Source organism: Qipengyuania atrilutea (genome assembly GCF_013370205.1).
Taxonomy (GTDB): domain Bacteria; phylum Pseudomonadota; class Alphaproteobacteria; order Sphingomonadales; family Sphingomonadaceae; genus Actirhodobacter; species Actirhodobacter atriluteus.
In genome coordinates this window covers 664379-676748 of the sequence record NZ_JABWGV010000002.1, presented here as the reverse complement: position 1 = coordinate 676748, position 12370 = coordinate 664379, and the positions used below count along the sequence as shown (strand labels likewise).

Below are 12370 nucleotides of genomic sequence, written 5' to 3'. Positions count from 1 at the left end.
ACTTCGCCGGTCGAAGGGTTCCAGATATCGTGCGTGCGGGCCGAGCCGCCGCCTGCTCCCCCGGCAATGAAGTGATCAATGGTGCGCAACTTATTCATCAGCTCCACTCTCGCGCGGACGTATGCGCCTTACCTTCTATGACAGAAAGCCCGAAGCCTGCCGCGGAGGCAGACAAGTTCCTCAAACAGGAAGCTACCCTTTCTCACCTATATGTCAACGGTATCGTAGAAATTTGGCGCAGCGAGCGTGGGCGTGGGCCGTCAGCACGATGCAGGCGTATAGCGGCGAGTCATCATAATCCCTTCCTAGTCATCGCAATAAACGAAATTGCTGCACATCAATCTTGCTGCCGCCGTCAGTCTGATAACGGTCTAAAACATAAATCAAATTGTTTGTGACATGTATCACAAATAGAATGCTCTTGGTCTAATATTTTGCGCAATGAGTTAATTAACAGATTTTCGGGCTTTGATGCTTGTAAGCGCCGTTCCGGTTTGCACTATTTTTGCGCTAGCCGGAAGCGCCGTTCGACGGCGCTTCACTGGCGCTTTCCATGTATATGTTGACGATTGCGTGGGATCTTCGCGCCATGTTGTTTGGCGAATAACGGTCGCCACCGCCCGCGAGGACGAGAGCGAGCCATGCTGCGCTCCTGACGAATAAAAGCTTTCAGAAGTTCGCGTTAGTGCGTACATCGCTACTAATCTGCGACCAGAAATTTGCACTATTCTGGGTTAGAATTTCTCGACCCAGAGGCGTTGGGCGGGACTGTCAAGTGACGATCTGATTGACCAAGGAGAAGGAACGTTCGTGAGCTGGTCGATCGGGACCAGCAGCAGACACCGCGCTGCTAGCCCGGATGGTCAGCTTTCGGACAAGACGATTTGCTCGCCCAATGTCCGGGCTTGGGGCACAAAACAGCTACTCCCTAGCTTCACATTCGCGGTTTCACCGCTAACTGGTTCGCCCTCCCTTTACTAATAACGCTTCAAGCATATCAACTTCGTCATCGCTAAGTTTTCCGAAATCAAACTCTTCGTCCGTCTCACGTTCCTCAAGCAGAGGCATGATGAACTTCAGCAATTTGATTTTTTGATCAGGGGTCCCGTTTATCAGACTCTTCACGAGCGATAAGACAGCTGCTTCCTTAATCGTCTTGCGTTGTTGGTGACCGTCAATCGTCACGTTGACCATCTTGCCTAGATGTTTGGCAAGCAGCGTCTGGATCCCAGCACTGCCTTTCGGGCGCCCCCGCGGATTACCTGACTGGCCTGATTGGAACCGCGTTGCCTTCGGCGGTTTGCCGTAGCCAACCTCGTAACCTTCATCATCGTTCACAGCCGTTACCTCCGGCTAGTTCGTTCCCGCTGATCTTGGCAGCTTGATCTGCAGTAGAACCGGGTTCGTATTTTTCGCCGGTCGACAAGTTCACGGGCTTAGTGCCCGTCATCCGCCAATAGCGATCGAGCGCGACGTCCACGTAAGCAGGGTCGAGCTCAATAGCCCCGCATCTACGTCCGGTGCGCTCGGCAGCAAGGATGGTCGTGCCTGACCCTGCAAAGGGGTCGAGCACGAGATCGCCCCTCGAAGAGCAATCAAGGATTGCGTCAGCGGTCAAACCAATCGGCTTGATTGTCGGGTGCATGGTTAGCTTGCAATCGCGGTCTGGCTGGAAGCTATTCATGCCCTCATATTCCCACACATTCGTGCGGTAGCGACCGTGCGCGCCCAACTGGACATTGTTCTGGTGGGGCGCGCTTCCAGCCTTGAACACCGCGACGAGCTCGTGACGCGAGCGGTAAAGAGTGCCCATGCCTCCGTTGGACTTGACCCATACACAAATGTTCTTGAGTTCGGAGTAGACGGTGCTTCCCGCTGCGATCAAATCCGCGATGTGCCGCCAATCCATACAGATAAAATGGATTGAACCGTTATCGCTAGCATCACGCATCCTTGTGCACGCACTGCGGAGAAAGTTCGAAAACACCCTGGGGACATTTCACCGGATGCCTGAACGAATTCTCGATGGCGAGCTTTGCCTAGGCCCGAAACATGGCCACTGATCGGGACGTTGTAAGGCGGATCAGTGAAGATCAACTGTGCCTTGTTGCTGTCAAGCAGGACTTGATAGCTCGCTGGGTCGAGCGCATCGCCGCAGAACAGGCGGTGAGCCCCCAGCTGCCAAAGGTCACCGGGACGGGCGATAGGTGCTAGTTCTCCTAAAGAGGCAATATACTGATCACCATTTTCACTACCTTCCCCTACCCTGTTCTCGCCAATCACCAGGTCGATCTCGCCCATTGCGAAGCCAAGGTCAGTGATTTCGAAGTCGAGGTCCATCTCGAGCAGACCCTGAAGTTCAATTGCGAGGATTTCGTCGTCCCAGCCAGCTAACTCTGCTAGCCGGTTATCAGCAATGATATAGGCTTTGCGCTGCGCCTGGCTAAGGTGGTCGAGGCGGATTGCAGGCACGGCTTCGAGGCCAAGCTTACGCGATGCCTCAAGTCTTCCGTGACCAGCAACGACCTGGTTCGCCTTGTCAATCAGGATCGGGTTGTTGAACCCGAAACGCTCGATCGACGTTGCGATTTGTCCAATCTGCTTTTGACTATGGGTCCGAGCGTTCCGCGGGTCGGCGGACAACTCGCTTGGACTGAAATACTGAACCGATAACGACGTCATCGCTGTCTTCTCCTTTGCGATCATTAGAAAGCAAAAAAAGCGGCTCGCCAATGCTGAAAGGTTGCAGTTCTTCGTGTTACGCAATGCGCGTAACTATCTGACGCGAATTGCGAAAGTTTGTTTCGCAATGCGCGAAACTAGTTCCAGATGTGGAACGTATTAACTGAGCCGTTAGCCTACCGATCTGGGATAAATTTAACCAAAATCGATCAACGAAGTCCGGATTTGTAAGCGGCGTTAATTTAGCCGATTTTATCCCTGTTCGCACCAAACCAATTGCCTGTTGGATCGATTTAATTCCCTGTTCTGGTTATTAGGGAAATTGAGCGCCACGACCGCAGAAAACCTAGCAATAGCGCCGTTGGTAAAGGCGAAATCCTTTTCCGAAACTTCGATTTCCCTGTAAATACCCTGAAAGCAGGGAAAATATGCCTAGAGAGCAGTTCGCAGCAGACTGCGTGCTGCACCAAACAGTCCTGCAAGTGTATACGATAAAGCACTGGACAACCGATAGCTGTGATTTTCGGCCCAGTTCCGCGCGGTTTTGCTCAACGCATCTCGCGATGCTGCAGTGAGAGACATACGTCTGCAATCAGCAAAGGGTCAGGAGAAATCAGCGTTTGTCTCAACTGCTAGGTGAGCAAACTGCACTCGCTGAATTATATGGCAGCTTTGCGCCCGATCTCGGTCATTGTGATCACTCTAAAGTCCGCCGAATGAGGACGGTGAAAGCACCTTCTAGATCCGGCCAGAAAAGGCTTGAGGCAAAAGCGCTATTTCAAACAGTTGCGCGGGGATCTATTCCGCCAAGATGGTTAAAAAAGTTTTCCGAGATTTGATCGCAAGGCTTGCGAGGCCTAAAATGGCTGGATTGTAGCCTGAAAAACAAGAGAGCAAGCCGAATGCTTTCATTCAGCGCTTGGACAAGCAAGTAGCCCTGGAGCAAGAGCTAATGTCACTCATATGGACATCCTGTATCGTAACCTAATCGGCGCCACATATCGGCCTAATACCTGCCTGTTAATTCGCTGCGCTTATTCGTGCCATCCTCCGAAGTCTAAGCGCAGTTCCAATGAATTACACGCAGAAAGCCAGCGCCGGGGCGAATGTAAAAGGGGGAAATGACGTGTAAGTTCCCTGTTTAGCAGGGATGTCGCAGCGAGAGTGGTTCGCTCCGGACTGCGTCGCGCCCCAATTGTGGTCAGAGATGGACGCTCGCTTTTCGATACAGCAACCGACGCAGCGCCGTAAGCCACTGCTTCTGCCTGCCGCGCCATTCCAACTTTCGAGCCGACTCGGTACTTACTGCACAATCCTCAGTTCCTAGCGAGTTGCGAGCGCAGAGGCACACACCATGCGAAGTCAAGCCATGCCTCAGCGCAGGCGCGAGCCTTTGCCTTCGCGATCGATCGCCATCAGTATGCCGAATGCGATCATGACCGTAAGCATGGCCGAGCCCCCATGGCTTATCAGGGGCAGCGGCATACCCATGACCGGCGTCAGGCCGGTCGCAGTCAACATGTTCATCGCGATATAGAGGAACAGCATCACGACCAGCGCCATGGCGGACAGCTTGCCGAACCGGGACCCGGCGCGTGCCGCAACCTGGAACCCCCACCGCAGTAGAAAGAAATAGGCGGCTAAAACGGCAAGTCCGCCGATCATGCCCCACTCCTCAGCAAGGGCCGCGAAAACGAGGTCGGTGTGGTGCTCAGGAAGGTAGCTTAGCCGGGCCTGTGATCCTTCGAGGAAACCGCGCCCCCAGAAGCCGCCCGATCCGATTGCGATCTTCGATTGGATAACGTGGTATCCCGTACCGAGGGGATCGCTTTCCGGATTGAGGAAGCTGAGCAAGCGCTTCTGCTGATAAGGTTCGAGCAGAAAGAGATAGGCAATAGGCGCTGCCACGAGTGCTGCAGCGCCGGTCCCCACGAATATGCCGAGCGGTAGTCCCGCCAGGAACATCATGACGAAGCCCAGTCCGAGCAGAAACACTGCCGCATCGAGGTCAGGCTGGATCAAGACGAGAATTGCTGGCAACGAGACCGCCACGATCGGCGGGACGACCCCCCTCCAGGAGTTGACGTAGCCGGTAGGCAACTGCTCGTAAAAGCGCGCGAGCGAGATTATGATGGCGATCTTCATCAGTTCGGACGGCTGGATCGTCAGCACGCCCAGATTCAGCCACCGCTGGCTGCCTCCGCCCACCTGACCGATAAGTTCGACAAGGATGAGCATCGCCAGCGAAGCGATGTAGGCGGGCCAGGCGATCCGGCGAAGGAACGCCAGCGGCAACCGCCGAACGATCAGCAGTACTGCGCCCAGCAACAGGCAGAAGCGGACGATGTGAGGCAGCGCCCAAGGCGTCCAGCTGCCTCCAGCAGATGAGTAGAGCACCAGACTACCGAAGCTCGCCAGAAGGACAAGCAGGGTCACGACCTTCCACGGTAGGGCGGCAATGGCCGGCGGGACGACGTCACGCATTTCGCTGTAGGTCCTGCTGCAAGGAGAATTGCCGATCCACTGGGGTAGCCGTCAAATTCTAAGCTGATTGCCGACCCCGATCGCGCCGAGTGCGAGCAGCGGCAACCCCGTCCTGGAAGGCGAGGCGGTCGAAACTGGATGGGGAGGGGACTGCGCCTCCATCAAAGCGATACCGCTTCGGCTGCCTGCGCACCGACGGCCTTGTTATTCACCCTGAAGATGTTCCAGCGGACTTTCGGCCCGATTGCCGCGTGCGCCGCCGCTCCTATAGTCCAGTCAGTTTCCGGTTGATAGAAGATTATTCGCTCGATCGACGGTCACGTCTTACAGTTAGTCGTCTAGCCACCGGCGCACGCCAAACCAGCCCAGCACCGACACCGCAACCAGAAAACAAAGGCCCGTCACGCCCCAGAAGGCCCAAGGACGGTCGGCGAACGGAATGCCCTCGACATTCATGCCGAGCAGCCCGGTGATGAAGGTCAGGGGCAGGAAGATGAAGGCAATCACCGCAATCGCGAGCGAACGCTTGTCGACGATCTCGGCCCGCAAGTCGGTCAATTGTTCGTGGAGAAGCGCAGCACGTTCGCGAACGGTTTCCAACTCCTCGGCCATGCGGGCAAAGCGGCCAGCCGCCTCGCGCAATTGCAACCGATCCTCGCTGCTGATCCAAGCGAACGGAAGCTGCGCCATCGACCCGAGCGCGTCACGGTCCGGCGCGACGAAGCGCCGAAGCGCGATTGCCTGCGATCGCAAAACGGCAATGCGGCGGCGAAGGGCATAGATGTTGGCCGTTTCGATCTCGGCTTCGCAGTCGTCGAGCTGATCGCCCAGATTGGCGACTTCCGGATCGAGCTCGGTGCTGATCGCATGCGCGAGCGCGGCGACGAAATCCCCGCCGTCGGAAAGTTTCCCTGCCCGCATGGCGGCTTCGACGCGAGCCATTGCGGTCAACGGATTGCGGGTTACGGAGGTGACGCGCTTGTCCTCCACCCAAACCCGGATGGAAACGAGCTGATCGCTGTCTCGCACGGCTTCCAGCGCATTGCCCCTGAGATTTATGAGCGCAGCATCATTTACTTCATCGCACCGGGGGCGGGTTTCGCTGGCAAGCAGCGCATTTGCAGCGAGATCGGGAACGTAGGATGGCAGATCGGCTCGGCCGTTGTCTCCACGCCGTTCGGTATGCAACCAGACGAAGCCGTCACCTCGATAAGTAGCGCCCTCGCTCGCAGAGATCTCGCGGAAAGCGCCGTTCTCCATCAGAAGAGCACGCATGGTATTCGGGATAAGCTCATCGGGCATGCCAGCGATCTAACGGAAATTTTTCGCCGGGCCACCATTTCCCAGCCTTGAGGCACGACGATCGAAAGCATCAACCACTAATTTACTAGTCGCGGCTATTATCGCCGCAACAGGGTTGCTCCCCTGTTTGGACCCCTGAAGGCCAGTGTACGGACATGCGCTGGCCTTCAACCATCCCGCCTTCAGGCAATCCTCCCATTCCGTCCCGTCTTGAAACGTGGTGATCGGTAGGCTGTCGAGGATTACGAACCCGCCTCATGAAGCCGCTGCGCAGCGATGCATCCTGCGCAAATCACGGTAAAGGCCAGCGCGATCTACCCATGCGCTGGCCTTTGCTAACTCGGTTTCGCTTGCCTAATACGCTCACCGCCGGACGGACGGCGCCGCGATGACAACCGGCGAATACTCCGTTGCTACGCGCCGTCCGAAATGCTTCTTTTCGAGTGAAGAAGCGAGCCGATCGCGCAAACGACGGCGTTCTCGGCATTTTGCGGGTCGGCCAGAACTCCGTTCAGCGTGATTTGCAGGCGATATTTGCCGATCTCGCTGGTTCCGAAATTGATGGTGCAGTGAGGTCCACGCCCCTTCGCAGTGCTTACCTTGTCTTTATTCCGCGTCGTTTCGGCCAAAGCCTCTTCGGCAGCTTCCTGAAGCTCGCTGCGCATAGCGAACAGGTCGATGTCGGGCTCGAAGGTCATCTCGAACTTGTGCTCGGAATTGCCAACCGAATGGGGGCGGACTTTGACGGGAAAGGTGAACAGCAAGCTTTACGGCAGAGTGACTATCCTGCCGGTAGGGACGATCGAACCGCCGGAGTTTTCGAATTCTTCCAGCTGGGCCGCAAGCAGGCTGAGATCGAGAACCTCTCCCTTGGTTGCGCCTACTTCGACCACGTCCCCTACAGAAAAGGCTCTCGTAAACGTGCGCAGTGCCGCTCCGGAGAGACACAGAATCAGTTCTTTGGTTGCCACGACGAGCGCCACGACGACCGCCGTCAACGACAGGGCGAAGGTTCGCAGCTGCGGCGCCCAGATCATGACCAGCCCGATTACCGCGACAAGGAGGAGCAAGTTGCGGAGGTTCGCTGTCCAACGCCGGGCTACTTGTTCGGTCAGGTCTTTTCGTCGCCGCAAGGCTCGGCCCACGATCAGCCTCGCCGCGAACAGAACCAGCAGGAGGGAAACCGAAGCAAACGCATCCGAGGTATAGAATGCGGACGGAATCTCGAAGCTCATTTGTTCTCCGTTCACCGCGGCTTGTTGCAGGTCATCCGGGGTTTCTTGTCGTGCGGCTGAATTGCTGGACACGGCGGCACTTGTAAACCTTCAGTGCGATCATATTTGCCGCGCGTTACCGGGCCCCTCTGGCGAGATCTGCTTCTGCATCGCGATGTCGGAACAAGTGGTTTTTCACGATCATTTGATCTGATGAGGTTCACGATGACATTATTCAGCAACGACAGCAACGCAGGAACCATTGTGGTCAAAGCGCGCCAATGGAACTAGCGCTTTACGTGCTCGACGCAGCCATTGTGGTGGCTGCCGTGGTATCGGCATGGTTCTGGCTGCAGGCCGCGGGCCGTCCCCAGCGCAGAGTCAGTAAATTTGAGGATTTCAATCACGCGGACCTGAACCGTCTGGTAACTGCGCTCAATCGTGCCCGCATCCTCAATGCCCGGGCTGCCGTAGCAACGGCGGCGGCAGCCCTGCTTGGCGGTCTGCATATCGCATTGGGCCTCCTGCTATAACATAACTGCTGCGGGGTCTCGGCCGTCATTTCGGTCGAGAGCTGCCCTGAAGTAGCCGCCTTTCATCGGAATATCTCGATGGAATTTGACGATGAGCTGGCGCATCGCTAAAAGTCGATGGATGCAGACTGTTGCCGCTCTAGATTCCCTTGCTGCCCTCTCTCATCCGACCCGCCTGGATGCCTTCCGGCTTCTCGTGCGTCACGAGCCGGAAGGCCTTTCTACCGGGCAACTCGTCGACGCTTCGGGCCTCAGCCAAAGCACCTTCTCCAGTCATCTTGCCATCCTGGTTGCCGCTGGGCTCGTCGTTCCCGAAAAGCGCGGGCGGCAGATGATCCAGCGCGCTAACATCACTGCCCTGCGCGACCTGATGCTGTTCTTGGCGAAGGACTGCTGCGAGGGACGCGCGGAACTGTGCGAGCCGCTCGTCGCGGAGCTTTCGGACTGCTGCTGAACGTCGCAATTCCGCTGCGCGCTTTTCGAAGGATACGCCAATGACCACCGATGTCGTCATTTACCATAACCCCGAATGCCGGACGTCGCGCAACACGCTGGCGATGATCCGCAACGCGGGGATCGAGCCGCACGTGATCGAATACCTCAAGACACCGCCGTCTCGCTCCATGCTCGAAAGCCTGACCGCGCACATGGGGATCAGCCCTAGGGATTTGCTGCGTCAAAAGGGCACACCCTATGCAGAACTGGGTCTCGACGATGAGAGCCTGCGCGATGCAGCGCTGATCGACGCGATGATGGAGCACCCGATCCTCATCAATCGCCCGCTCGTCGTTTCGCCGCTCGGTGTTCGTCTGTGCCGCCCGTCCGAGGCGGTGCTCGACATCCTCACAGGTCCTCAAAAGGGTGTATTCACCAAGGAGGACGGCGAGCAGGTCGTCGATAAAGCCGGTCAGCGCATCGGCTGATGCTCCTCGCATTGCTCATCTTCGTGGTTACCATTACGCTGGTAATCTGGCAGCCGCGCGGGCTCGGCATCGGGTGGAGCGCAATGGGCGGCGCGCTGGTGGCGCTCGCTACCGGCGTCGTCTCCCTGGCAGATATCCCCTTAGTCTGGGACATCATCTGGAACGCGACGGGGGCGTTCGTCGCAATCATCCTCATCAGCCTGATCCTCGATAGAGCGGGTTTCTTCGAATGGACTGCGCTTCACGTCGCCCGCTGGGGCCGCGGCGACGGGCGCTGGTTGTTCGTCCTCGTGGTCCTGCTCGGAGCAGGTGTCGCAGCGGTTTTCGCCAATGACGGAGCCGCGCTGATCCTTACCCCGATCGTGATCGCGATGCTCCGGGCGCTCGGCTATAACGGCAAGGCGACGCTGGCTTTCGTCATGGCTGCGGGCTTCATCGCCGATACCGCCAGTTTGCCGCTGGTCGTCTCCAACCTCGTCAACATCGTGTCAGCCGATTTCTTCGACATCGGGTTCGGCGAGTACGCGCTGGTCATGGTTCCGGTCGACCTCGCTGCGATCGCGGCGACACTCGTCGCGCTAATGGTGTTCTTCCGCAAGGACATTCCGGCCAGCTACGATGTCGCACAGTTGCGCGCTCCTGCGGACGCGATCCATGACGAGGCTACCTTCCGCGCCGGCTGGATCGTGCTGGCCCTGCTCTTGGCCGGATTCTTCGTGCTCGATCCACTCGGCGTACCGATAAGCGCGGTTGCCGCGATCGGCGCTCTTGCCCTTATCATTATCGCTGCGCGCGGCCCGGCCATCCCGGCCGGCCAGGTCATCCGCGAGGCGCCCTGGCAGGTCGTGATCTTCTCTCTTGGCATGTATCTAGTGGTTTACGGGTTGAGCAACGCCGGGCTTACAAACGCGGTCGCCGGACTTCTCGAACGCTCGGCCGAGGGCGGCGTGTGGGGAGCGGCCTTCGGAACGGGAATCCTGTCTGCCATCCTTTCATCCGGCATGAACAATATGCCCACTGTCCTCGTCGGCGCGTTGTCGATCGACGCCACAGATGCCTCCGGACCGGTTCGCGATGCGATGATCTACGCCAACGTCATCGGCTGCGACCTCGGGCCGAAGATCACTCCTATCGGTTCGCTCGCGACGCTGCTGTGGCTGCACGTACTGGGGCAGAAGGGCGTGAGGATCGGCTGGGGCTATTATTTCCGCGTCGGCATCACGCTGACGACGCCGATCCTGCTGGTGACATTGGCAGCGCTCGCCTTCCGTCTTACGCTGGCTTTAGCTTCAAGCGCCCCTCTTCTTCAAGTTCGGCTCGCGAATGAGCTTCCCATTACGGCCTTGTCGAACCTTATTCTGCGAGGATAGGGTGCGTCGTCGTGACGATGGTCGTACGGGCCTGCCTCGAGCGAAGCAGCCATAAGGCAATCGTTAGCAGGCAGACCGTCCAGAAAATTCCAACGAACGGCGCATCATTGCCTATAGCGAAACGCGCCAGAAGCGTCGTTGCCATACCTGCAGGTACACCTACGACAAGGCCCCACCAGCCCGCACGCAGGTAGGGAGACGGCTTCCCGGCCCTTTCGCGCTTGTCGAGCCAGATAAAGGTTCCGGTTGCGACCACGACGGTCATCGCCAGGCCGAAGACTATGTAGGCGATCTTGACTGGCAGTCCGCCATAGTTTCCGAAGTGCAGATTATACGTCGATGCTGCCAGTTGCTGGCCGACGGTACCATCCGCCATACCTGCCGCACCGCGAAACTCCCCCTGCCCGGAAAAGGCATAGTATTCACCGAAGATGAGGCGTCTCGGATGCTCAGCAACGATCTGCATGTGCTGGCCCGCCGTGCCCGGATCGTGCAGGATGACATAATAGGGGCGGGTCTCGGGGTATTCGCGCTGCATGTAGGCTAGCGCCGGAACTACATCGGGTATTGGAGCGGGCGAAGCGTTGCCTTCGGGTTCGCCGCCGAAAACCGGAGCAAGAGCAGCTTCGCTGTCGCCGCCATAAGCGCTCGCAGCAAGACTCGACCCCGAGATATAGAACAGGCCGATCATCGTCCCCGTGAGCGCAATCGCCAGGGCGAACGGGATTGTCCATACAGCCAGCCGGTTGTGCCAATCGAGCGTCGCGACGTCGTCGCCTCGGCGTGCGCGAAGACGGAAAGCGTCGCGGAAGATGCGTGGATGCGCGGCGATGCCCGAGATGGTGAGCGCAGTAAGCATCGCTCCGAAAAGGCCAACGAGCGACATTCCGACGACTGCCGGCAGGTTGAGGCGGTAGTGAAGGGCGAGAAGAAATTCGGCCCAAGCATTCTCTTCCGGTCTCGCGATCCGGCCCTGCTCATCGATATGCACCGCCTGCGTGTCGGTGGTGATCGTAGTGCGTGGCAGAGCATCGGTCGGCAAATGGACGTAGAGATGGGTGGTGGCAGGCTTGCCGCTTTCGCTGGCGATGACGTTCTCGATCCCGCGCTGGATACTGGCAGGCGCGATCGCAGTCATCTCGGGTGCGTCGCGCTGTTCGAACCGCTGCCATTCTTCGTAAAGCACGATGGCCGTGCCGGTGGCGCAGATCAGGTACAGCAGCGCGCAACATATCAGTCCCAATGCCGAGTGCGCGGAGATCGCCTTGCGGACGGTGTCCTTCGATAATGCGAGCGTCATACCGTGCCCCCTTGTAACAGCAGGAAAGGTGCCGAGACAGCCGCTACACCGAGTACCCAGGCGAACTGTGTACCGCGATGCGACATCATCAGCAGTGCGAAGGATAGTATCGGCCACGCGATTGGGACCGTAGCCAGAACGGCGACATTGCCGTCGGCTTCCGCGCCCCCGGCGCCGATGATCAGTGCGCGCACGGCAAGCGCCAGCAGCACGCTCGCGGCGAGTGCCAGAGGCCCGGCTATCGCGAATGTCAGCAACCCGGATCGTACCGGTGAATCCACCTCGCTACTCCCCCGGTGGCTCGTCCTGATCGTTTTGGCCCGAGCCTTTCGTGCGGGCGTGCGAGCCGCGACGAACAGCACGGCGAAGGCTGCGCCAGTGGCCACAAGGACCGTCACTGCCACGCCCCATTCGCCTGCGGTCTCGTCTCCCACCGCCAACGCAGCCACCAATACCGCCCAGCCGCCCATATTTAGCGCGGTCGAGCGATGAGGTTTGCTCCAGGAAAACCGGAGCAAGGCCACGCCGCCGATAGCCAAGGTGGCTGCCACCCAGATCAGAG

13 protein-coding genes are annotated in these 12370 nt (G+C 58.3%); 4 read left to right on the top strand and 9 right to left on the bottom strand.

Annotation, left to right across the window (positions count from 1 at the left end; all coding sequences use genetic code 11):
* Positions 1–954: 954 nt before the first annotated feature.
* The 7 genes from HUV48_RS08260 to HUV48_RS08235 form a co-directional block, all read right to left on the bottom strand.
* On the bottom strand, positions 955–1338 hold the full coding sequence (locus tag HUV48_RS08260) for a DUF5681 domain-containing protein (protein WP_176267286.1): 384 nt from the start codon (positions 1336–1338) through the stop codon (positions 955–957).
* A complete protein-coding gene (locus HUV48_RS14235) occupies positions 1328–1951 on the bottom strand; it encodes a DNA-methyltransferase (RefSeq protein WP_217906726.1) in 624 nt (207 codons plus the stop codon). Before HUV48_RS14235 ends, HUV48_RS08260 begins: the two co-directional genes overlap by 11 nt.
* On the bottom strand, positions 1882–2682 hold the full coding sequence (locus HUV48_RS14230; protein ID WP_217906725.1) for a ParB/Srx family N-terminal domain-containing protein: 801 nt from the start codon (positions 2680–2682) through the stop codon (positions 1882–1884). Before HUV48_RS14230 ends, HUV48_RS14235 begins: the two co-directional genes overlap by 70 nt.
* Positions 2683–4056: 1374 nt before the next feature.
* Complete coding sequence (rodA, locus tag HUV48_RS08250) at positions 4057–5166, bottom strand: rod shape-determining protein RodA (protein ID WP_176267285.1); 1110 nt, start codon at positions 5164–5166, stop codon at positions 4057–4059.
* Between the two features lie 330 nt (positions 5167–5496).
* Complete coding sequence (locus tag HUV48_RS08245; protein ID WP_176267284.1) at positions 5497–6468, bottom strand: CorA family divalent cation transporter; 972 nt, start codon at positions 6466–6468, stop codon at positions 5497–5499.
* 413 nt (positions 6469–6881) lie between these two features.
* Positions 6882–7232: a hypothetical protein gene (locus tag HUV48_RS08240; protein WP_176267283.1), complete on the bottom strand. Its 351-nt coding sequence runs from the start codon at positions 7230–7232 to the stop codon at positions 6882–6884.
* 3 nt (positions 7233–7235) lie between these two features.
* The gene (locus tag HUV48_RS08235) at positions 7236–7703 is read right to left on the bottom strand and encodes a mechanosensitive ion channel domain-containing protein (protein ID WP_176267282.1); all 468 of its coding nucleotides are present in this window, start codon (positions 7701–7703) and stop codon (positions 7236–7238) included.
* 260 nt (positions 7704–7963) lie between these two features.
* Between HUV48_RS08235 and HUV48_RS08230 the strand changes: the two genes are divergently transcribed.
* The 4 genes from HUV48_RS08230 (at position 7964) to HUV48_RS08215 (ending at position 10508) form a co-directional block, all read left to right on the top strand.
* A complete protein-coding gene (locus HUV48_RS08230; protein ID WP_176267281.1) occupies positions 7964–8215 on the top strand; it encodes a hypothetical protein in 252 nt (83 codons plus the stop codon).
* Positions 8216–8336: 121 nt separating this feature from the next.
* Entirely contained in the window at positions 8337–8669 is a 333-nt protein-coding gene (locus HUV48_RS08225; RefSeq protein ID WP_176267354.1) for an ArsR/SmtB family transcription factor, read from the top strand.
* Positions 8670–8709: 40 nt separating this feature from the next.
* Positions 8710–9138 carry an arsenate reductase (glutaredoxin) gene (gene arsC / locus HUV48_RS08220; protein ID WP_176267280.1) on the top strand — a complete coding sequence of 143 codons (429 nt, stop codon included), beginning with the start codon at positions 8710–8712 and terminating at the stop codon, positions 9136–9138.
* Positions 9138–10508 (top strand): arsenic transporter, encoded by a 1371-nt coding sequence (locus HUV48_RS08215; protein ID WP_439822690.1) that lies wholly within the window; start codon positions 9138–9140, stop codon positions 10506–10508. The genes arsC and HUV48_RS08215 overlap by 1 nt, the downstream gene beginning before the upstream one ends.
* Here HUV48_RS08215 and HUV48_RS08210 read toward each other — a convergent pair.
* Together HUV48_RS08210 and HUV48_RS08205 are read right to left on the bottom strand one after the other, a co-directional pair.
* Positions 10492–11808, bottom strand: a complete 1317-nt coding sequence (locus HUV48_RS08210) for a PepSY-associated TM helix domain-containing protein (protein WP_176267279.1) — start codon at positions 11806–11808, stop codon at positions 10492–10494. The two genes, HUV48_RS08215 and HUV48_RS08210, sit on opposite strands and share 17 nt — an antisense overlap.
* Positions 11805–12278, bottom strand: coding sequence for a hypothetical protein (locus tag HUV48_RS08205; RefSeq protein WP_225871575.1), 474 nt, complete (start codon positions 12276–12278; stop codon positions 11805–11807). Before HUV48_RS08205 ends, HUV48_RS08210 begins: the two co-directional genes overlap by 4 nt.
* Positions 12279–12370: the final 92 nt, after the last annotated feature.

Coding starts and splice junctions, on each gene's coding strand:
- HUV48_RS14235 (WP_217906726.1), bottom strand. CDS start 1,951: ATGCGTGATGCTAGCGATAACGGTTCAATCCATTTTATCTGTATGGAT.
- HUV48_RS14230 (WP_217906725.1), bottom strand. CDS start 2,682: ATGACGTCGTTATCGGTTCAGTATTTCAGTCCAAGCGAGTTGTCCGCC.
- rodA (WP_176267285.1), bottom strand. CDS start 5,166: ATGCGTGACGTCGTCCCGCCGGCCATTGCCGCCCTACCGTGGAAGGTC.
- HUV48_RS08245 (WP_176267284.1), bottom strand. CDS start 6,468: ATGCCCGATGAGCTTATCCCGAATACCATGCGTGCTCTTCTGATGGAG.
- HUV48_RS08235 (WP_176267282.1), bottom strand. CDS start 7,703: ATGAGCTTCGAGATTCCGTCCGCATTCTATACCTCGGATGCGTTTGCT.
- HUV48_RS08230 (WP_176267281.1), top strand. CDS start 7,964: ATGGAACTAGCGCTTTACGTGCTCGACGCAGCCATTGTGGTGGCTGCC.
- HUV48_RS08225 (WP_176267354.1), top strand. CDS start 8,337: ATGCAGACTGTTGCCGCTCTAGATTCCCTTGCTGCCCTCTCTCATCCG.
- arsC (WP_176267280.1), top strand. CDS start 8,710: ATGACCACCGATGTCGTCATTTACCATAACCCCGAATGCCGGACGTCG.
- HUV48_RS08215 (WP_439822690.1), top strand. CDS start 9,138: ATGCTCCTCGCATTGCTCATCTTCGTGGTTACCATTACGCTGGTAATC.
- HUV48_RS08210 (WP_176267279.1), bottom strand. CDS start 11,808: ATGACGCTCGCATTATCGAAGGACACCGTCCGCAAGGCGATCTCCGCG.
- HUV48_RS08205 (WP_225871575.1), bottom strand. CDS start 12,278: ATGGGCGGCTGGGCGGTATTGGTGGCTGCGTTGGCGGTGGGAGACGAG.